This is a genomic window from Halorussus vallis (assembly GCF_024138165.1).
Taxonomy (GTDB): domain Archaea; phylum Halobacteriota; class Halobacteria; order Halobacteriales; family Haladaptataceae; genus Halorussus; species Halorussus vallis.
The window spans coordinates 2,687,660-2,705,569 of record NZ_CP100000.1 but is presented as its reverse complement, the minus strand read 5'-3'; the positions used below and the strand labels follow the sequence as shown (position 1 = coordinate 2,705,569).

Below are 17,910 nucleotides of genomic sequence, written 5' to 3'. Positions count from 1 at the left end.
CCCGCGCCGGTTATCGGGCTTCGTGCCGAAGCGTCCGGTGTGGCTACCGTAATGGAGTTCACGAGTCCAGCGGAAGAGTTTCCACTGGGAACGATTTTCGAGAACCTGCCGGCGGTGACGGTCGAACTGGAGCGGCTCATCCCGCACGAAACCTTGATCATCCCGTACTTCTGGGTTCGTGGCGCGGATGCCGAGGACATCGAAGCCGCGTTCGAAGCCCACGCTGGCGTGACCAACATCGAATTCATCGATAGCGTCGAGAACGAGTATCTCATGCGCGCCGAGTGGGACCAAGAGTACGTTGGCGTCCTGAGCGCCCTTGCTGAAACACATCTCGTCACTCTTTCGGGGGTCGGGACGAAGGAAGGGTGGCAGTTCGAGGTGCGCGGCGAAAGTCAGGAAGATATCAGCGAGTTTCGAACCTACTGCCAGGAGAACGACATTCCTATCGACATCACCGCCGTGCACGCGTTGCTCCCGGTACAGGGAGAGGGATACGAGTTGACTGACACCCAGCGAGAGGCGCTAGTACTGGCCTACGAACGCGGGTACTTCAATTCACCACGTGAGGCGTCGCTCGAAGACATCGCCGAGGAACTCGGCATCACCCAGCAGTCGCTTTCCTCTCGACTGAAACGCGGGCATCGACGGCTCATCGCCGCGACGCTCATCAGGTCGTAGGTCCGACCGCACCGTTCGACCCCCATTTATACCTCCTGTATAGTCAGAAGTCCGAATTACCCGACCGAGGCCGCTAGCATCGTTGTAATGATCGCCACGCAAACCGGTGTCGAGTTGGAGTCGGAGACGTATCAGCAGGACTCCGAGACGTATCGATTCGAGTTCGATCAGGACACGACCTCCGCAAGCATGGCCGTCGTCGCGGCGCTCTCGGAGGTGATAGACAGAGACTTGGTCGAACTAGATCCGCTCCACGACATCGTCGATACTGACGCACTCGATGAGCTCGTTCGCGTCCGGGAGCCGATGGACGGAGATATATCGGTCAGGTTCACCGTCGCGGAGTACGCGATCACCGTCTACAGCGACGGTACCGTCGCACTCGCCCCATCGGGACACGACCGAACTGAAACCGCGAGCGAGGGCGCATTTCACAAATGACTTCCGAAGAGACGCCGCTCACGTCTAAATCCGAATTGAATGCCGAATTGAAGGCGCTCCTTCGGCGGGCGTACACCAATGGAATCGACGTCGAAGGAGGGTGGGAGTGTCGGAACAGTGCCGACCAGCCGGACTGGGACGTGATCGTCACCGAAGTACAAAAGATCGAGGCGTCGGAGTAAACGCAGTCATCGCAGAACGCGACAATCGTGGCCAGATGAAGCGCGGGAGGTGGGCTGACCCGAGCGATTATCTTTTCGAGAAGCGTTCCCACGAGCCGTTAGCGGTGTTCGTTTGCTACCGCACCGACGCAAGTGTCGGTCATGGTCGAGGGTGTATCCGATGCGAGGCACCCATCTCGCTGAAGCTCCCGCGCACGGTACGGATATGATTGATACACGGATAGTGAGCCGGCGTTAGTTCGGTCACCTCATTCGAACGGCTCTATTCGCCCTCGGAATCCTTCCACGTCTCCGGATCGCCTTCGCGAAACTCTCCCTTCGCGTGTCGTTCCCGGGGCCAGAGCGCGATTCCGAGTGCCGCGGCGGCGAACGTCGCGACAGCGCCGACCACGACGGAACCGGGAACGGCAGCGATTCCGGCGGCCCCGACCCAGTCCTGTCGAGGCGTAAATGCGGTGATTCGGAAGATCCAGGCGGCGAGGAGGACACCGAGCAAGGCGAGGTAGATCCGTCGAAGTCGATTCGCGAGTGCCTCGCCGAACGTGACTTTCAGCGTCGGTGTCCGGTAGTCCTCGCTGAGTTCCGCTCGCCAGTTGGGATGTTCGACGCCCTGTGATGGATCGAGGGCGTTTGCGAACAGGTTCTGTTGGAGCAATCGAACGCGCGATCGATAGACGTCGTAATTCCGGTACCGTCGGGCCTCGATGCCCAGGAAGATGGTGACGATTACGATTCCGATGAGCAGAATGTAATGTGGGTTGTCTGCGTTCGAAAACGCCCACGTGAGAATCGCTGCGATGACCGTCACCGCCCACGTGGTCGCCTGATCGAGACGTTGCCGTCACGTGGTTGCCTCGTCCATCTCGCCCCGGTAGGCGTGGGCCATCACCGAGCCGAGACCCGTACTCTGGTCGACCATCTCGTGTCCGATTTCGCGCTGTTCACGTGCTGTCGGGTCGAACTCATCGCTGTCCGAGTCGGTCATGCCGGTGTCTACGCCCCTCGTTCACATAACCGGCGGTACGACAGATTCCGAAGCGAACGGAACGGACGTGACTCAGTTCCCGGATATAATATGCCGAACCGAGTGTCGGTGTCAATCGGTCGTTCCATCCTCGTCGCTCGGTGACCGGTGGAAACAAATATACCCTCGTCTACCAGGGCATGGAAAAATGCGGTTAGAGTGCGTTACGTTACCGCATGGAACCGTGGGCATCTGTGGATATCACACCGCAGGCCGACGAGGAGAACCACACGCTACTGATCGACAGTCGAGTTCGGGAGCTGGCAAGCGGTCATCTCGAAGGAGCGCTAGACACGGATATACGCTCGGAGAAAGATTATCACATCCGATCGGCGTTACAGGCGCTGGTGATTGCCGAACGAACCGTCTCGACTGACTGAACTGTCGGCTGACACTACCCTCTGTGACTTTCACGCCGGATTTCACGTGTCGCTACCCTGCCACACTGGATAGTACGCAGACCTAAGGGGCGCGCTAATACACGGAGGTACCGTACGCACTGACCGATGCGGACACACCGTCACGGGACGAAGTCGTTCATCGACTTCACGAGCACGTACTTCCAGGACCATCCCAAACGCTGTCCGGTATGCGGAAACGAAGCCCAAGCCCAGTCGGAGTGGCGTATCGAAAAGCGCGATGAGGACGGACTCTATTACGTGCATGTCTGTCTAACGTGTGGTGCTGAAGACGAGGTGTTTCTTGACCTCGCGCCGGAACACGAACGAATCAGGTCTTAGCAGTAGTTCTACGGGTGCTGAAGCAACTGGGGTGTGCTTGAACGCCCCGACCGGCCGTTCAAGCATGGCTCGGTTGCGGTCGCAGGGGACCGCTACCGAAATGTGCCCTCCGACTACCGTGAGATTACTCCCCTTCGGGTTACCGTTGTTCAGTGATTCGTCACCCTTGACTCGGGCAATCTTCCGGTTCACTCGCCACCAGACTGTCTGTCTCTGTTACTGCATCGCTGTCAATCTGTGTGCTCAGTCTGGCCCGTCCCGGCTCCTATTGCAGTCCGAGCGTTCGAGGCGCTTCGCTCGAGGAGTTCGCGGACACTTTCGCGCCGAGTGATGAACAATCCGACACCGAGGACGACGTATACCGCGGTGTAGGCGTAGAGGATGGACATACTGATCCGTGTCGCGGCCGGTTCAGCATAGGTCTGAATCACATAGAATTCCGCGAGAACCTGCGTCGCGAATAGGACGAGCAGCGCGACCGCCTCACGAGTACTGATTTCGAAGTTCGTCAGCATGGCGATCGCGAAGAGGCTCTGGGCGGCGGTGATCCAGATCTCTGCTGCCTGTTTCGAATCGAACGGGAGGGTACCGATAGCGCCAGCGGAGATGGAATAGACGACAGCAAGTGTCCCGATGAGCAACGTCCACTGGTTGAGCTTCGAGGAGATGAGCGTATTGAACCCGGCGGTCGAGCGCGCTTTGTTCACCAGATAGGCGACGACGATGAGTTCGGGGCTTTCCGAGGCCAGCGGTGCGAGCCACTGAATCATGAAGAACTCGGGGATGCCGTACTGTAGCCCCAACTGCTCCAGTCCCTCGGCGAACGGATGTACCGCAGTGAAGATCATCGTGCCCGAAAACGCGAAGCCAAAGAGGACGACTGCAATCCGTCGTGCTTTCGGATACTGCTGAAAGTATGCAGGGACGCCAACATGTTCCTCGGACGTATCGACGTCACCGCGGATGACGACGAGGAGATAGAGAAGGTACAGTCCGACGAGAACGAGGGTATCAAGCGGCCCGATACCGCCACTCAAGGGGACGAAAAACGCGTACGCAGTCGCCGCGAGTAAAAACGTAATCTCGGTGGCGATGTCTCGGTCGAGACTGACCGCATCTGTGAGGAATCCCGGGCGGTGCTCAACCGCCGCGTCGGCGGTGCGCTTCGCGCGGTAGATCGTGAACAGCGCAATCCCAGACCATCCGAGGCCGATGAGAATACGGTTCGCACCGGTCATGTTGGCTACTGCGAGGTTGGCAGCCTCCCTAGAGCCAGCACCGGCCTGCCACGCGTAGAGGGCGTCGACGGCGTACTCGGGAGCCACGGCAAGCACTGCCAGCACCGCGATGGCAAATGCCTGCGGGACGTCCTTTTCGGCGGTCTCAGTCGCCCACGCGAGCAAGAATGCCGCACCTAGTATTGCGAGGCCAGCAACGAGGACGGCCACGCCTGGCGCGATGTTTTCTCCCGGGTGCACGGTTCCGTATCCACCAGACGAGACGAATGTCCAGATCCACGGTACCGTCACTACCAGCGCGACGGCGACGGCGGCAAGTGGATGACGAAACCGATCGAGCATTAGTTCGATAACCGCGAGACACGCACCTACTTCTTGTGCCCATCATCGTTACGGATTCGGACACGGGTTACTCGATTCTACAACGTTGGCAGAAAAGCCACCGTCAGAAACAGCTGTCTTGTACTCTCCTGGCTCTGTTGAAACCCTCTTCTTGAGCCAGCTATTCCAGTAGAACAGCCGACCACTAGGGATGCGTCCCTACCGTTCCTTGGTGGCCATGCCATTCAAGCGAATGGAGATTCCAGTGGTATAGTAGAGTTCAAACACTTCATGGTCGAGGCAACCGCTGTCGTCTTGGGAGTGCTTGTCTCCTTCACCATTGCTATCGGCGTTCGGGTTCTGGCAAACCGAACTTCGTTCCCATACACCGTTTTACTTGTCACAGTCGGGTTCATGTTGACGGTTTTTCCTCTTCAGACGTACCTCGGGTTCAACCTCGACCCTCTCTTTACGCACGACGTGATTCTCTTCATATTTCTGCCCGCGATCGTGTTCCTTGGCGCTGCGGAGATTGACCACGAGAGATTCCGACAAAACTTGCTGATTACTGTAATAACCGTTCTTGTCGGGCTCCCCGTCGCCATCACAGCGATCGGCTGGCTGGGGACGAAGCTCTTCGAAATGCCGCTGTTAATCATGCTCCTGTTCGGAGCGATGGCCTATCCGATCGATCCCGTTGCCGTCCTCTCACTGTTTGAGGAAGCGGGAGCTCCACCGCGACTGGCGGTTCTTGTCGAGGGAGAGAGCCTTCTCGACGATGGTCTTGCGATCGTTGTGTTCTCGGCGTTGTTAGCACTCGTACGGGATGCTAGCCCCACAGAACTTACCGGAACGGGACTCTTCTCGTTAGACCAGTTGGAGGCGTTCCTGATCGATTTCCTCACTGTGAGTCTCGGCGGAACTCTCGTCGGAATCGGTATTGGATACGCCACGTACCGAATGCAACGAACAACGAACGACCAAGCGAATCTTTTCATGATATCGTTCATCGCGGTCTACGGGGGGTTTTACGTCGCGGAACACGTGCTCCACGTAAGTGGAATTCTCGCCACGGTAGTTACAGGCCTCATCTTGGGGACGTTGTCCAGACAGTACGCACTGAGCGAGGAGAATCTCGAGTTTCTGGTGGACATTTGGGAGAGCATCGTCTTCCTGCTCGAAACGATGTTGTTCGTCGCCATCGGCATCAAGGTATCGTCGAGACAAGTGCTCAGTACTCTTCCAATCGTGCTAACTACGCTTGTCCTCCTGATCGGTGTCCGTGCTGGCGTAATCTACGGAATCATGAATCTCCTGAACCAAGTGATCGAGGACCCCGTTCCCGTAAGCTACCAGCACGTTATAATCTGGGGTGGAATGCACGGCGTGATACCGATCGCTCTCGCGCTCAGTCTCGGACCGGCCATCCCCTTCGGAGGTCAGCTCAGAACGGCGGTGTTTGGTGTTGTCGTCGCAAGCATGATCCTCCAAGGACTGTCGATGACAAGCGTGCTCGAAGCGACCGGTGTAACCTAATCCGCTCGAACCGGTCGAAAGAAAGGTCGAACAGTACGAGTAGACTGCGACTGTGTCACTCGGGGAAAGCCCGGAGGACGTCCCCACGCTTGTAGGAGGTGGACACCCAGCGAAGGTCCCGGACTGGCACCGGTTGTGTTCGCCCTTCGGTTCAGTGCGTTCTTCACTCGACAAGAGGTAGGGGGATTGTCAAAGATCAGGACGTAATCTCAATCGTCGAATTCGTCGTCGTATTGTTCGTAGGTGATCGTCAGCCTCCCTGGTGTGGGATGCTTCGCTCTTTCTCGAAGCGCTTCGAACTCCTGCAGGAGTTCACTAGCGTCGTCTGAACCCTCTCGGACACTGCGCATTTCTTCTCGGACCGCGTCGTACACTTGCGATAGGATGCGTCGCACGGCGTACGAATCGGTTTTCGAATCTATCTCGAAGGAAGCCTCGTATCGCGACATACTCGGAGTTAGTTCTCCACTGGAATAACAGTCTTCATGGGTCAGGCGGAGCGACCATCGCTCGCGCCGGACTATCTTCGTCCCCCAATATGTTTCGCACTCGCTCACTGGTCGGTGGTCTATATGCCGAGCCACTCGTCGTTCCGGACTTGGTACCCGTTCGACCGGCAGAACTTCGCCGCTTGCCGGCGGACCGCCCGGGACCCCGGAAGTTTCTCTTTGGCACGGACCCGCTCGACGATCCAGTCGCTGATAGCCTGCACCCCTTCGTCGTCGTCATCGGCGTCGATCGCTTTGAGTTCTTGTAACGTCTTCTCGTAGGCTTCGCGCTGTGACTCCCGGAAATCGGTGTTCGGAAGCGTCTGACTGGCTTCCACGACCCGCTTCATGGCGGCGGCGACTGTCGGCCGCTGGACCCGCATTCGGACGGCAGCAGGAGAATCGAATATCTCTGCGTCCGTATCCGGAATCAGTTCCTCGATGGTGTAGGTCCCGTCGACCGATTCGACCTCGCGGTCGCCGACTGCATCGGCGACCTCGGTTCCCGTCGCCGGGAACTCTATCGATTCGAGGTCCGGCTCTAGGTCGGCGAGTGCTCCCGCGCCGACCGGGGGCTCCGTTTCGTCCCCTCGCTCCAGTTCCTCGGCGATGCTACGCTCTCGTTGGCGTCTGTCGGCGTTGTCCGCTTGCTCGTCTCGCCCCGATTTGTTGTCTGCCATCTCGTAATATTGGTGCCCTAGTCGGATAGTCCTGTGGTCGAGGACAGATGTTCCGAATCCAACGGGCGAGCCTCGAGACACGAGGTCAGTGATTTCGTCGCCGATTACCCGGTCCGGTCCACGGTTGATGGACCACGAGAAGCGCGGCTAGCCCTGCGTCTGGCGGATGAACTCGTCGAGTTTTGCTTCGATGAGTGTTGCGACACGCTCGCTGTATTGCCAGAGTGCCGCGTTGAGTCGCTCCTCGGTCTCGTCGTCGAGATCGTCGGGTCCTCGAAGCACGGAGTCGGTGGTAATCTGTGGGTGATACACGCAGACGACTCCGAGTGAGGTGTCTGCGCTCGTGGTCCCGGCAGTGTGGATGCCGTACTGGTCCGTCCCCCAGACACCATCGCCGCCCTGTCGCTCCAGTTCGGAGTCGAGTGCATCGAGAAGTCCCACCTCTTCGGAGGAGAGGACCGCATCGTCGCCTTCGAACAGTTCGGCGTACGCCTCTCTCCGGGCGCTCTTCGTCCACTCGTCCAACTGGGAACGCGCCCGCACGACGAGTTGGCGTTCGTCTGGAAACTCACCCATGCTTCGAGGGACGACTGCCAGGTCAATCAACGTTCGGACAACCGAACCGGATGGGGAACGACATACTAAAACGAGACGCTAGCGACGGAAAAGGACTGGTATCCACATCAACTCGACGCGTCTCCGCGGTTCGGGCGAACCCCACGAACAAAATCGCGTTCACGGGCTACCAGGTGGAGGGGACGCCGGGTCGCGAACTCCTCGATAGAGGCAGAGCAGAAATCGACGGTCGAATCATGCCCGTGAGCGCGCAGGTCGAGGCATACGACTTCTCGGCCCACGCCGACCGCGAGGGCCTGTTCGCGTTCCTCGACGCCTATCGGGACGCCGAGGTGCTGGTGAACCACGGCGACCGGTGTGAGACGTTCGCCGAGGAACTCCGGGCGGAGGGCTTCGACGCGAACGCGCCGGAACTGGGCGAGACCGTGACGGTCACCGCCGAGAATTGAAGGACGGATCGACCCTATATGCTCGGTCCCACGGTCCGGGCCTCAGAGAACCCGAACCGCGCGAACCGTGTTGGTGGTCCAACACGGCGACAAGGGTTTCGGTCACTTCGTTTCGGCCGATCTTCGCGTAGCAGGCGGGCGAGAACTCCTCGGAGCGTCCGGTCCAGTACCGGTGGTTGTCCTCGGGTCGATGGTTGTCTGCCGGCCGAGAGTCGCTTCGCCGAGAGACTCGACTACCTGTTCACGGTCTACGTCGGTTTCGACCACCCGACCGGCGAGGTGGTCACGGGCATCGAACGACTGTTATCCGATGGACAGGGGGGAACCTGAAACGACCATCGGTGAGTGGTTAATATATCACGTTCGAATACTTGAAGTGGTAGGGTGTGCGATTGATAATATGGTCGGATTGCTTCTGGTCGCTGGAGTCGCAGTCGCTGTCTTCGTCGGCTTCAACATCGGGGGTTCCTCGACGGGAGTCGCGTTCGGGCCCGCCGTCGGCAGTAACGTGACCACGAAGGTCACGGCGGCGTTCCTTATGTCTGTCTTCGCACTCATTGGCGGGGGAACGCTCGGTCGGGGCGTAATCAAGACGATGGGCGGGAAGATAGTCGCCGCCAGTCATTTCAACCTCGCCGCCGGGGTCGTCGTCCTCTTCTTCGTGGGCGTGGCGTTGCTCGTCTCGAACCTCTTCGGCGTGCCCGCCTCGACGTCAATGACGGCTGTCGGCGCCATCGCCGGGATGGGTTTCGCCGGCGGATTTCTCAAGTGGGAGCAGATAGGCGAAATCGTCTCGTGGTGGTTCGTCTCGCCGATCATCGCGTTCTGGCTCGCCGCGGTAATCGGTCGGTACGCGTATCCGCACCTCTCGGCGCGCTTCGACATCGAACGCTCGGGCGATCCGCTGGTCGCGTGGAAGACTGTGGGGCCTATCGACATCCCGACTGGCCTCGCCGACGGGGCGACCTACGGGGAACTGGCAAGCAGCGGCCTTGTTGTGATTATCGGCTGTTACATGGCGTTCTCGGCGGGCGCCAGCAACGTCGCGAACGCCGTCGCCCCGCTCTACGGTGCGAACGCTCTCGGAAGCGGGTTCGCCCCATACATCATCATCGGCGGCGGCGCAATCAGCCTCGGCGCGTTCACCATCGCGGCCCGCACTCTCGAGACGGTCGGCAGCGACCTCACGGAACTCCCGATTCTCGCGGCGCTCGTCGTCGAACTCATCAGTGCCAGTCTCATCGGATTCCTCTCATACATCGACATTCCGGCAAGCCTCGCGGTCACCTCGACGATGGCGATTGTCGGACTGGGTTGGGGGCGCGCGACCCGTTCTAAGACGGTCACGGACGTCGCGAAACAAGCGGTCGCCGGTTCCGACGACTCGCCTCGTTCCCCCGCCGACGGCAGCGAGCGGGCGTCGAACGGCGGTCGAGAAGGACCCTCGCCGGACCACGGCGTCACCCCCATCGGCGACGCCGTCGAGGACGTTCGGACGAGTGATCTCTACGACGCGCGGGCGACCGGCCGCGTCATCGTCCTCTGGGTGTTAACGCCGTCGATTGCGTCGGCTGCGTCCTATCTCCTGTTCACGCTCTTCCCGCTGTACCGATAGCTGTCGCGACCGAACGTCGCGGCAGTGACGACCCGGACGAAAAATCATTGGGCGAAGCGGCGCGCGCCGACCGTTCACGCTGGGTCGCAACAGTTACCGGTGTTTTCCCACTGGCACACCCCGCCGCAGCATGTTTTCTCGTACTCCGAGCCGCTGACGAAGGCGTTCTCCCAGCCGTCGCAGGACGCGTACCGACACTCGCTGTCGGTAGTCCAGCAGCTCTGCGTGCCCGGTCGTCCAGCCACGTCCGGGTCGATTCGAAGCACGCGGTCTTCGTTCGTCGGCCGATAGACGGCGTACGAACGTCCGGTTTCGGCGTGGACCACGGCGGTCAAGGTTCCGTCGCCGACGTCCAGCGTCGTCTGAAGGTGGGTGATGGGACGGCCGTCTTCCTCGACGACCCCGACTCTGACGTCGTCGGTCTTGGCGGCCTTGACGAGAGTGGACTTGTCGCTCGCGAGTCCTGCTTCGGCGAGTTCCGCCACCAGTTCGTCGGTGTGTTCTTCGAACGTCCGAGCGACTGCGGCGCGGTCGTCGAACCGAGCGACCATACGGTGGTGATCCTGCAGCGCAGCGCCATCGGCGTCGGTCGCCCCGGCGGAACGGGACACGCCCACCAGCGCGCCGGCACCGACGGCAGTCTTCGACAGAACGGACCGTCGGTTCAGTTTCGCGTCTTTTCCCCCATCGACTTCGTTACTATTTGTTTATTAGGCATGCATTAAACACATCGTAATTATATAGTTAAATATTTTATTCTAGCTATCATAATACATCATCTTAACTTCTGGTGGTCGGAATTTCTGAAAGACGGACGCCGAGACGGTCCGTCGAATCGCGGTCGGAAACGGGTTCGACGCGACCGCGCCGGAACTGGGCGAAACGGTGACGGTCACCGCCTGAGGACGGTGTCGCGGTCGTTACCGATTCCGTTCGACGTGACCGTGGCCGTGGCGTGCGTCGGTGCACGTCAAGGTCACGCGATTCTCATCGGACAGTTCGGTTCGAGTACGCGGAGTTTGGACGGTCGGAGGTTCGTCGGTGAGCTCGCCTAAACCGTGAGTGGTCGAGGCGGGGCGAGTCCGTACCGCGCCCTGAGGAGATACTCGATGCCGCCGAGGAGGAGTCCCGTGCCGACCAGGACCGGCCACAGCAGTACGTACCCGACGAACGGTTCACCGACCGTGGGTCCGGGGTCGGCGAGATAGAATCCGGTGACGAAGACGGCAACCGTTATCGGCATGAGTAACGAGTATCGGGTGAGCAGCACGAGCGGAACTGCGACCGTCGCCGTCAGTCCGATTCCACCCCACACTACCCCGATAATTCCAACGTGACCGTTCTGGGAAACCCTCCAGAGTCCGAATACGGCGTTACCGAGGCCGAGGAGGAGGGCGAGTATCGTTGCCGGCCGAATTCCATTCGGAACAATTCGTGCCATAAAGGGGATTTTCTTTAGGAATCCTATAGGTTTTCGTGCGTTACGACGGATTGTACACGTACCGATAACACCGTCAGAACCGTCGATAGCGTTTCCGATGGTCGTTCGGCGGCGAACGCCGTGCTGACTCGACCGGCGACGACCCCGAAATCTCATCAGCCGTGTGACTTATGATGGCGAGGTGTGAAGCCGCCGACATGGCAACTCAAGCCGCCCGTCCCTCCCTCCGCGAAATCGGATACAGACGAGCGATACTCCTCCTCGGCGCGTCCTGGGGTGCGGCGCCTGCGCTGAGTTTCGGATTCGATGCGTTCGCTGGACTGTCGTCGACGCGGGGACAGTTCGCCGTCGGCGTCCTGATGACGCTCTCGCTCGGAGTGTTGTACGAACTCGACAGCCGTCGACTCGATAGAGTCGGGACGGGCGTCCCGCTGGCGTGGTCCTACGCGCTCGTCGCGCCGATTTCGGTCGTCTTCTGGGCTACGTTCGGTCCGATGCTGGCGGCGATACCCGGACTCGCCCTGTTCGGCGTTCTCACCGGCCCGCCCGCGTCGGCGCTGCTGTACGTCTGGCAGCGGGGTCGTGTTGCGGCGATCGACGAGGCGGTAGAGGCATAGACCGACGCGAGCGCGGACTCCCGAAGGACCCTCCGACGCACACCGAACCGACTTCTCACGCCGCCGAAGCTTCCGATTCGGGAACGGCCGACCGACAGGCCGCACACGGGTCGCCGTCGTTGTCGTTCGAATCCGGATTCGAGTCGTCGTTGTCGTTGTCGTCTTCCCGACGACCGCCTCGCCGCAGTTCCGTCGAACCGTCCGCCCGGTAGACGTACCGGACGCCGTGGTAGGGCGCGAACGCGACCACCTCGTCGTCGGGTCCCGCGAACTCGACGCCGGTGTCGGTTTCCTCGTAATCGGTGCAGTCGAACGTCGTGCCGTCGGTGAGCACTGCGACGTACATACCCGAGAGTCGACGCCTCGGGCGTATGAACCGCGGAGAACGGATAGTGAGACGGAACGTCGCCGCTCACGCCTCGCGCTGAATTTCGACGCGCCCGGCGGGCACGCGGAACTTCGCGAGTCGTTCCCGCTCGGCGTTCGGCGAGTCGACCGACTTGTCCACGCTGTAGGTCGTGAAGGTGCAGTCGTCGCGGGTGAATTCGGCGACCGAGTAGCCCCAGTGGTGGCTGTCGAAGAACTCGAAGTGGGGGTTCATCGCCGTCACCGCGTTCGACAGTAGCGGTCGGGTCAGTTTCGCCGCGAGGCCGTCGTGGGCCGACACCGACTCGGCGATGTTGACGCTGGTGACCGACGGCGTCATGAACTCGACGCCGACCGGTGCGCCGTCGTCGGTCCGCTGGTAGCCCGCGATGGCGGTGTGCATGTCGCCAGTGAGGGTCACCGCGTTCTCCGCCTCCGCGAGCGCGTCGAACACCAGGTCGCGCTCGCGGTCGTAACCGTCCCAGGCGTCGAGGTTCGGCGTGGTCGAGACTGGCCCGACGCCCACCCGGAACGGCATCGAGAGCACCTCGTTGGCCCACCCGGTCCACGTGGCGTCCGACGAGCGCACCCCGTCGAGGAACCACTCGCGCTGGCGCTCGCCGAGCATGGTGCGACCGGACTCGCCGAGGCTCGGCGCCCACGGGAGCCAGTCGGGTAGCAGGGTGTCGTCGGCGCAGGGCGGTTCGCTCCGGAACAGGCGCTCGTCGGTCAGCAGCAGCGTCAGCAGGTCGCCGAACTCGAACCGCCGCCAGAGGCGCAGGGCGTCGTGGAGGTGGTCGGCGTCGGGGTCGTAGTCGACCCGGGCGGGGGTGTACTCCCACCACGCCCGGATGCCGTCGGCGGTGAGTCTCCGCATGAACGCGGGGTCGTCGCCTCGGGGGTGGTCGGCGGTGGCGGGCGCGTCGGCCTCGTAGTCCCAGTAGCGGTTGTTGGCGACTGCGTGGTCGTCCCACGCCCGGATGAAAGTGTGGCGCTCGTGGGCGGCCTGGAGGAAGCCGTCCGACCGGTAGGTCCGGTAGAGTTTCCGGAAGTCCGCGAGGTTCCACGCGACGTCGTGGCCGCTCGGGAACTCGAAGTCCCGGCCCGGATAGTCGGTAGCCCCCGGCGCGCGGAACTGGTCCTTCGTCGCCTCGTAGACGTAGTCGCCGAGGTGGAGGACGAAGTCGACGTCCTCGCCGGCGAGGTGGTTGTACGCGCCGTAGTAGCCGTTCTGGTAGTGCTGACAGCCCACCACGCCCAGGCTGACCGAGTCGGGACTGGCGTCGGGTGCGGGGAGGGTCCGACATCGGCCGACGTTGCTGGCGACGCCGTCGTGGACGAATCGGTAGTAGTAGTGGCGGTCGGGGTCGAGTTCCCCGCTAAGGTCGACGCGCACGGTGTAATCGTGGCGGCGGCCGAACGCCGCGGCCGGAATCCGCGAGCGCGAGACGACCGACTCGAAGTCGGGATCCTCGGCGACGGTTAGGCCGAGCGGCGTCTCGGAGTCGTAGGCTTCGGGGGCGACGCGGGTCCAGAGGACGACGCCAGTCGGCGTCGGACTGCCGCTGGCCACCGACAGCGGGAAGACGCGGTCGGTGTCGCCGGTCGGGTCGGGGTCGAACGCGTCGGCCGACCGGACCGGCGAGCGGACGGCCACCTCGGGCGAGTCGGCGTCTCCGCCTCGATTCGGCGTGTGGCGCTCGGGGAGGTTCGAATCGGGCATCACTCGGACGTGGCCCCCGCCGGGGATGAACCGCGAACATCGGATAGCCGGGTGGACGGTCCCGTTCGACCGCCGCACAGGCCCGGAACGGACGGAACGGACGGAACGAACGTGACGGAACGGACGGCATGATACTGAAAGTACAAGTGATAAGATGCTCCCTTTCTACTCGAACAAGCGAGAGGAACAACGTTGGACAGGCAGACTGACGACGGGGGTTCCGGCGCGCGGTCCTTCGGCGGCGCGCTCGACGACCTCGACGAACCCCGGAACGTGCTCGTGGTTGGCAGTGTGCCGCGCGAGGCGACCGCCGCGGCCTGTCGGAAACTGTTCGCGGGCGGCGCCGCGAATCGGCTGGGAGTGCTCGTCTCGACGCAGGACTGCGGCGGCCCCTCGTGGCACGACCGCCCGTCGGACGTCGAAGTCATCGGATACCCCGTCAGGCGGCGTGGCTGCGCGTCGGACGACGAGGAGCCGCGGCCGAACGAGACGCGAGTCACCGACGGCCGCCTGTCGACGCTCGGTCGCGCCGTCTCCGGGCGGATACTCGAAGCCGGCGGGGCGTCAGACGACGTCCACGCGACGGACGTGCGCGTGTGCGTCGACGCCCTGTCCGACCTCCTCGTCGAGCACGAGCGGGAACCGGTGTTCCGTTTCGTCAACATGATGACGGGCCAACTCCGGAACGCCGGCGGAATCGGGGTGTTCCACGTCCCGCTACCCCGGGAGTCCGAAACCGTCGAGTCGCTTGCGCCGCTGTTCGACGCGGTCGCGGAACTCCGGGTCGCCGCCGAGGACTACCAGTACCGCTGGCTGTCGGCGGACGGTCCGTCGGACTGGCGACCGCTGTGACGGCGGTCGACGACCGCGAAAAGGGGGCGGGAGGGGCGTTCTCGGCTTCGATGCGTCGCGCAGGTCGCCTCAGTCGGAGGACGAACCGCCGGCCAGTAGCCACGCGAGGGCGATGATGACGAGTCCGGCGAGGCCCGCGAGGGCGAGGAGTTCCCACGAGAAGGAACCGCCGGAACCGGCGGAAGTCGTCGTCTGGGCGACCGCGCTGAACAGTTCGGTCTGGATTTCGGATTGGCCTTCCGTGATCATTCCGACCACAGTCGACACGCCGGCCCGGCCGGATAAGTAGGGGTAACTCGGTACAGATGGGTATCAGAATCGGGAGTCGAACCGGAGTTCACTACGGAGGGTTCGCGGGAGAACGGTCGCCGCTCGGTCGAGGTGCCTCGACCGAGCGGTCAGTTCTTCGTCTGGTTGCGACCGAGCAGCCAGGCGAGCGAGACGCTGACGATGGCGACGACGCTGACCGCGACGACGAGCTCCACCGAGAGGGAGATCGAGCCGCCGCCGGATAGCGGCGCGTTGGCCGTCGCTCCGAAACTGTTCCCGAACGTGTGCTGGATGAGTGTATCGACCACGTCCGGGACGTCGAGACGGCCCCTCAAGTATCGGCGACTCGGGATGGACGTCTATCCGAAACGCGACCGGACCGCGTCGACGGACCGGTCGGTAACGGGAGGCGACGAGCGAGTCGGCGGTGGATGGGTTCGCGGCGGACGAGGAGACGAGCGAGCGGACCGGCGGCGAACGACTCGGCGGCGGGGCGTCCGCCGAGGATGGCCCCGTGGCGGGTCGGTCACTCGGGCGGACTGACGAACAGCGCTTGCGCGAGTATCGCCGCCGTAGTGAGCGACGCGACGAGCACCGCGTCGCGGACGCTCGCGTCCAGCGTCCACAGAACCGCGGCGGCGAGGAGGTACGTTGCGGGAATCGCCGCCAGGATCGCGTCGGGGTGTTTCATGCGCGGGTTCGCGGGTCCGTGGTCTCGGTCGGCGTACGGAAACTTCGAGGGAGGGGCCGTTCGGCGAGTGGCGATTTGGACCGGCCGACCGGCCCGAACCGCCACACGGGCGGACGCCCGCCGGTGCGAAAACCGACCGAGCGGCGGGTTCGACTGCCGGTCGAGTCGACGCTCACGACTCGCCGGCCGACCGCCGGAGGCCGCACGTCGAGACGAACTGCCTGGCCGTCTCGTCGAGCATCTCCATCGCTTCCTCGGTGAGGTAGTACGCGTTGGTTCGGCCGTCGACGACCCGCTTGTCGATACAGCCACACTCGGTGAGGTCGTTGAGGTTCTGGTAGAGTCGACCGTGGTTTATCTCCTCGCCGTACTCCGATTCGAGGTGCTCCTTGATAGTCCGGCCCGTCGGGGTGGTCGCCTCGTCGACGACGAGACGAACGCACTTCAGGAGGTCGCGCTGGAAGCCGGTCAGTTCGATCCACGTCGTGCCGCCGTCGGTCGTGGGACTGGCGTCGGCGCTCGCGTTCGGTTCGGTCGCGTCGTCGACCGAAACGTCGGAGTCCGGGGATGGTCGTTCGACGTCGGTTCGGGAGTTCGTCCGTCGGCAATCCGACGTTTGTAGTTTTTTCTCTGACATTTTTGTCCCGGTGGCCGAGCAATCGAACGTCCGCGTCGACGCGCCGCCCGCGACCGTCGTCCGGAGTCTCGCTCTCGATTCCGTGAGACGGCCGGCACCTCGCCGAACGCGAAGTACCGGCATCGTGCCGTCGGCGGCGGGTCGGCGCGCTGGCGGACGTCATACGCGGCCTGAGTCCGGTAACAGCCCGTTGTCGCCGCCATTAATTATAATGCGTTGATACTCTATAATAAACACATTTATTGGAACGTTCCCTCCGAAAATATCCCTTTCGCCGGCACCCCACCACCGTCGACGGTGGCGGGGGTGCCGGCGCTAACCGTCGGGAGTGACGTCCACGCGGTGGTCGGCGCGAGGCGTCGACGCCGTCAGAGCAGACAGTCGTCGTCGGCCCTGAGGAGGTCGCGGTACCGCGTCCGAATCGTGACCTCGCTGACGTCGGTGACCTCCGACACCTCCACCTGGGTGAGTCGATCGGCGCCGTGGACCAGCAGGGTCGCGGCGTAGACCGCCGCCGCGGCCAGGCTCACCGGGCTCTTGCCGACGTCGACGTTCTCGTCCCTGGCCTCCTCCAGAAGCCGTCGGGCCCGGACCTCCACGCCGCCGTCGAGGCCGAGGTCGGAGACGAACCGGGTGAGGTAGTCCCCCGGGTCGGCGGGTTCGACGCCGAGTCCGAGTTCGCGGGTGACGTAGCGGTAGGCGCGGACGATTTCTCGGCGGTCGATACGGCTCACGCGCGCGGTTTCCTTGAGGTTCCGCGGCACGTCCGACTGGCGGGCGGCCGCGTACAGCGCCGCCGAGGCGACGGCCTCGATGGAGCGGCCGGGCAGGAGGTCCTCCTCGACGGCGCGGCGGTAGATGACCGAGGCGGTCTCCCTGACGTGTTCGGGGAGTCCGAGCGCGGAGGCCATCCGGTCGATCTCGCCGAGCGCCTGTTTCAGACTGCGCTCTTTGGGGTCACGGGTCTGGAACCGAGTGTTCCAGGTGCGGAGTCTCCGCATCCGCTCGCGCTGGCGCGGCCCGAGCGCGTTGCCGTTGGCGTCGGCGTCCCGCCACCCGATGGTGGTCGAGAGGCCGTCGTCGTGTCGCGTCTTCGTGAGCGGCGGGCCGACGCGCGACCGCTCGGTGCCGTCGGAATCGTCGTAATCGCGCCACTCGGGACCGCCATCGATCTCGTCGTCGGCGACGACCAATCCGCACTCTGCGCAGGCGGTTTCGCCCCGCTGAGGGTCGGGTTCGAGGCGACCGTCGCACTCGGGACAGTCGTCGGTTTCGGCGGTCCGTCGAGCGGATTCGGTTCTCGTCTGGGTGTCTCTGAGGCTCATGGGTGAAGAGGGGGTCG

The 17,910-nt window shown here is 62.8% G+C and carries 20 protein-coding genes and 2 pseudogenes; 8 read left to right on the top strand and 14 right to left on the bottom strand.

The genetic code is table 11. From position 1 onward, the window contains the following. Positions 1 to 51 precede the first annotated feature (51 nt). The 3 genes from NGM07_RS13705 (at position 52) to NGM07_RS13695 (ending at position 1,304) form a co-directional block, all read left to right on the top strand. Entirely contained in the window at positions 52 to 681 is a 630-nt protein-coding gene (locus NGM07_RS13705; protein WP_253512514.1) for a helix-turn-helix domain-containing protein, read from the top strand. Positions 682 to 768: 87 nt separating this feature from the next. After that, complete coding sequence (locus tag NGM07_RS13700; RefSeq protein ID WP_256523820.1) at positions 769 to 1,122, top strand: HalOD1 output domain-containing protein; 354 nt, start codon at positions 769 to 771, stop codon at positions 1,120 to 1,122. Beyond that, positions 1,119 to 1,304, top strand: a complete 186-nt coding sequence (locus NGM07_RS13695; protein WP_253512508.1) for a hypothetical protein — start codon at positions 1,119 to 1,121, stop codon at positions 1,302 to 1,304. Before NGM07_RS13700 ends, NGM07_RS13695 begins: the two co-directional genes overlap by 4 nt. Before the next feature lie 262 nt (positions 1,305 to 1,566). Here the strand turns inward: NGM07_RS13695 and NGM07_RS13690 are convergent. Both NGM07_RS13690 and NGM07_RS13685 read right to left on the bottom strand, forming a co-directional pair. Beyond that, a pseudogene (locus NGM07_RS13690) lies at positions 1,567 to 2,289 on the bottom strand (DUF2270 domain-containing protein). 1,009 nt (positions 2,290 to 3,298) lie between these two features. After that, on the bottom strand, positions 3,299 to 4,648 hold the full coding sequence (locus NGM07_RS13685; RefSeq protein ID WP_253512506.1) for a sodium/calcium exchanger protein: 1,350 nt from the start codon (positions 4,646 to 4,648) through the stop codon (positions 3,299 to 3,301). Between the two features lie 270 nt (positions 4,649 to 4,918). Between NGM07_RS13685 and NGM07_RS13680 the strand changes: the two genes are divergently transcribed. After that, entirely contained in the window at positions 4,919 to 6,163 is a 1,245-nt protein-coding gene (locus NGM07_RS13680; RefSeq protein ID WP_253512503.1) for a cation:proton antiporter, read from the top strand. Between the two features lie 209 nt (positions 6,164 to 6,372). On the opposite strand, the gene NGM07_RS13675 is transcribed toward NGM07_RS13680, so the two are convergent. The 3 genes from NGM07_RS13675 to NGM07_RS13665 form a co-directional block, all read right to left on the bottom strand. Beyond that, on the bottom strand, positions 6,373 to 6,612 hold the full coding sequence (locus NGM07_RS13675) for a hypothetical protein (protein ID WP_253512501.1): 240 nt from the start codon (positions 6,610 to 6,612) through the stop codon (positions 6,373 to 6,375). 119 nt (positions 6,613 to 6,731) lie between these two features. Next, entirely contained in the window at positions 6,732 to 7,331 is a 600-nt protein-coding gene (locus NGM07_RS13670; protein ID WP_253512498.1) for a DUF5789 family protein, read from the bottom strand. Positions 7,332 to 7,478: 147 nt separating this feature from the next. After that, entirely contained in the window at positions 7,479 to 7,907 is a 429-nt protein-coding gene (locus NGM07_RS13665; protein ID WP_253512495.1) for a DUF7539 family protein, read from the bottom strand. A gap of 131 nt (positions 7,908 to 8,038) precedes the next feature. Here NGM07_RS13665 and NGM07_RS13660 point away from each other — a divergent pair. Together NGM07_RS13660 and NGM07_RS13655 are read left to right on the top strand one after the other, a co-directional pair. Further along, positions 8,039 to 8,356, top strand: a pseudogene (locus NGM07_RS13660) (MBL fold metallo-hydrolase RNA specificity domain-containing protein); the annotation flags it as partial. A 400-nt stretch (positions 8,357 to 8,756) separates the two neighbouring features. Continuing rightward, positions 8,757 to 9,971 carry an inorganic phosphate transporter gene (locus NGM07_RS13655; RefSeq protein ID WP_253520208.1) on the top strand — a complete coding sequence of 405 codons (1,215 nt, stop codon included), beginning with the start codon at positions 8,757 to 8,759 and terminating at the stop codon, positions 9,969 to 9,971. Positions 9,972 to 10,045: 74 nt separating this feature from the next. Here NGM07_RS13655 and NGM07_RS13650 read toward each other — a convergent pair whose 3' ends face one another. Together NGM07_RS13650 and NGM07_RS13645 are read right to left on the bottom strand one after the other, a co-directional pair. Next, a complete protein-coding gene (locus NGM07_RS13650; RefSeq protein ID WP_253512492.1) occupies positions 10,046 to 10,522 on the bottom strand; it encodes a hypothetical protein in 477 nt (158 codons plus the stop codon). A 500-nt stretch (positions 10,523 to 11,022) separates the two neighbouring features. Further along, positions 11,023 to 11,286: a hypothetical protein gene (locus NGM07_RS13645; protein WP_253512490.1), complete on the bottom strand. Its 264-nt coding sequence runs from the start codon at positions 11,284 to 11,286 to the stop codon at positions 11,023 to 11,025. Between the two features lie 323 nt (positions 11,287 to 11,609). Between NGM07_RS13645 and NGM07_RS13640 the strand changes: the two genes are divergently transcribed. Further along, the gene (locus NGM07_RS13640) at positions 11,610 to 12,029 is read left to right on the top strand and encodes a hypothetical protein (protein ID WP_253512487.1); all 420 of its coding nucleotides are present in this window, start codon (positions 11,610 to 11,612) and stop codon (positions 12,027 to 12,029) included. Positions 12,030 to 12,084: 55 nt separating this feature from the next. On the opposite strand, the gene NGM07_RS13635 is transcribed toward NGM07_RS13640, so the two are convergent. After that, positions 12,085 to 12,375 carry a hypothetical protein gene (locus tag NGM07_RS13635; RefSeq protein ID WP_253512485.1) on the bottom strand — a complete coding sequence of 97 codons (291 nt, stop codon included), beginning with the start codon at positions 12,373 to 12,375 and terminating at the stop codon, positions 12,085 to 12,087. Between the two features lie 66 nt (positions 12,376 to 12,441). Further along, on the bottom strand, positions 12,442 to 14,118 hold the full coding sequence (locus NGM07_RS13630) for an alkaline phosphatase D family protein (RefSeq protein ID WP_253512482.1): 1,677 nt from the start codon (positions 14,116 to 14,118) through the stop codon (positions 12,442 to 12,444). Between the two features lie 192 nt (positions 14,119 to 14,310). Here NGM07_RS13630 and NGM07_RS13625 point away from each other — a divergent pair, with 192 nt between their 5' ends. Next, positions 14,311 to 14,970 carry a DUF7504 family protein gene (locus tag NGM07_RS13625; RefSeq protein ID WP_253512479.1) on the top strand — a complete coding sequence of 220 codons (660 nt, stop codon included), beginning with the start codon at positions 14,311 to 14,313 and terminating at the stop codon, positions 14,968 to 14,970. A gap of 69 nt (positions 14,971 to 15,039) precedes the next feature. On the opposite strand, the gene NGM07_RS13620 is transcribed toward NGM07_RS13625, so the two are convergent. The 5 genes from NGM07_RS13620 to NGM07_RS13600 form a co-directional block, all read right to left on the bottom strand. After that, complete coding sequence (locus tag NGM07_RS13620) at positions 15,040 to 15,219, bottom strand: hypothetical protein (RefSeq protein WP_253512477.1); 180 nt, start codon at positions 15,217 to 15,219, stop codon at positions 15,040 to 15,042. Positions 15,220 to 15,368: 149 nt separating this feature from the next. Beyond that, positions 15,369 to 15,575: a hypothetical protein gene (locus NGM07_RS13615; protein ID WP_253512474.1), complete on the bottom strand. Its 207-nt coding sequence runs from the start codon at positions 15,573 to 15,575 to the stop codon at positions 15,369 to 15,371. 191 nt (positions 15,576 to 15,766) lie between these two features. Then, on the bottom strand, positions 15,767 to 15,931 hold the full coding sequence (locus tag NGM07_RS13610; protein ID WP_253512471.1) for a DUF8015 family protein: 165 nt from the start codon (positions 15,929 to 15,931) through the stop codon (positions 15,767 to 15,769). Positions 15,932 to 16,103: 172 nt separating this feature from the next. Then, positions 16,104 to 16,568, bottom strand: a complete 465-nt coding sequence (locus NGM07_RS13605) for a PadR family transcriptional regulator (protein WP_253512469.1) — start codon at positions 16,566 to 16,568, stop codon at positions 16,104 to 16,106. 368 nt (positions 16,569 to 16,936) lie between these two features. Next, a complete protein-coding gene (locus NGM07_RS13600; RefSeq protein ID WP_253512467.1) occupies positions 16,937 to 17,893 on the bottom strand; it encodes a transcription initiation factor IIB in 957 nt (318 codons plus the stop codon). Between the last annotated feature and the right edge of the window lie 17 nt (positions 17,894 to 17,910).

What these genes read in the sequence shown, in the direction of transcription:
- NGM07_RS13705 (WP_253512514.1), top strand. Translation starts at nt 52, where the DNA reads ATGGAGTTCACGAGTCCAGCGGAAGAGTTTCCACTGGGAACGATTTTC.
- NGM07_RS13700 (WP_256523820.1), top strand. Translation starts at nt 769, where the DNA reads ATGATCGCCACGCAAACCGGTGTCGAGTTGGAGTCGGAGACGTATCAG.
- NGM07_RS13695 (WP_253512508.1), top strand. Translation starts at nt 1,119, where the DNA reads ATGACTTCCGAAGAGACGCCGCTCACGTCTAAATCCGAATTGAATGCC.
- NGM07_RS13685 (WP_253512506.1), bottom strand. Translation starts at nt 4,648, where the DNA reads ATGCTCGATCGGTTTCGTCATCCACTTGCCGCCGTCGCCGTCGCGCTG.
- NGM07_RS13680 (WP_253512503.1), top strand. Translation starts at nt 4,919, where the DNA reads ATGGTCGAGGCAACCGCTGTCGTCTTGGGAGTGCTTGTCTCCTTCACC.
- NGM07_RS13675 (WP_253512501.1), bottom strand. Translation starts at nt 6,612, where the DNA reads ATGTCGCGATACGAGGCTTCCTTCGAGATAGATTCGAAAACCGATTCG.
- NGM07_RS13670 (WP_253512498.1), bottom strand. Translation starts at nt 7,331, where the DNA reads ATGGCAGACAACAAATCGGGGCGAGACGAGCAAGCGGACAACGCCGAC.
- NGM07_RS13665 (WP_253512495.1), bottom strand. Translation starts at nt 7,907, where the DNA reads ATGGGTGAGTTTCCAGACGAACGCCAACTCGTCGTGCGGGCGCGTTCC.
- NGM07_RS13655 (WP_253520208.1), top strand. Translation starts at nt 8,757, where the DNA reads ATGGTCGGATTGCTTCTGGTCGCTGGAGTCGCAGTCGCTGTCTTCGTC.
- NGM07_RS13650 (WP_253512492.1), bottom strand. Translation starts at nt 10,522, where the DNA reads ATGGTCGCTCGGTTCGACGACCGCGCCGCAGTCGCTCGGACGTTCGAA.
- NGM07_RS13640 (WP_253512487.1), top strand. Translation starts at nt 11,610, where the DNA reads ATGGCAACTCAAGCCGCCCGTCCCTCCCTCCGCGAAATCGGATACAGA.
- NGM07_RS13635 (WP_253512485.1), bottom strand. Translation starts at nt 12,375, where the DNA reads ATGTACGTCGCAGTGCTCACCGACGGCACGACGTTCGACTGCACCGAT.
- NGM07_RS13630 (WP_253512482.1), bottom strand. Translation starts at nt 14,118, where the DNA reads ATGCCCGATTCGAACCTCCCCGAGCGCCACACGCCGAATCGAGGCGGA.
- NGM07_RS13620 (WP_253512477.1), bottom strand. Translation starts at nt 15,219, where the DNA reads ATGATCACGGAAGGCCAATCCGAAATCCAGACCGAACTGTTCAGCGCG.
- NGM07_RS13610 (WP_253512471.1), bottom strand. Translation starts at nt 15,931, where the DNA reads ATGAAACACCCCGACGCGATCCTGGCGGCGATTCCCGCAACGTACCTC.
- NGM07_RS13605 (WP_253512469.1), bottom strand. Translation starts at nt 16,568, where the DNA reads ATGTCAGAGAAAAAACTACAAACGTCGGATTGCCGACGGACGAACTCC.
- NGM07_RS13600 (WP_253512467.1), bottom strand. Translation starts at nt 17,893, where the DNA reads ATGAGCCTCAGAGACACCCAGACGAGAACCGAATCCGCTCGACGGACC.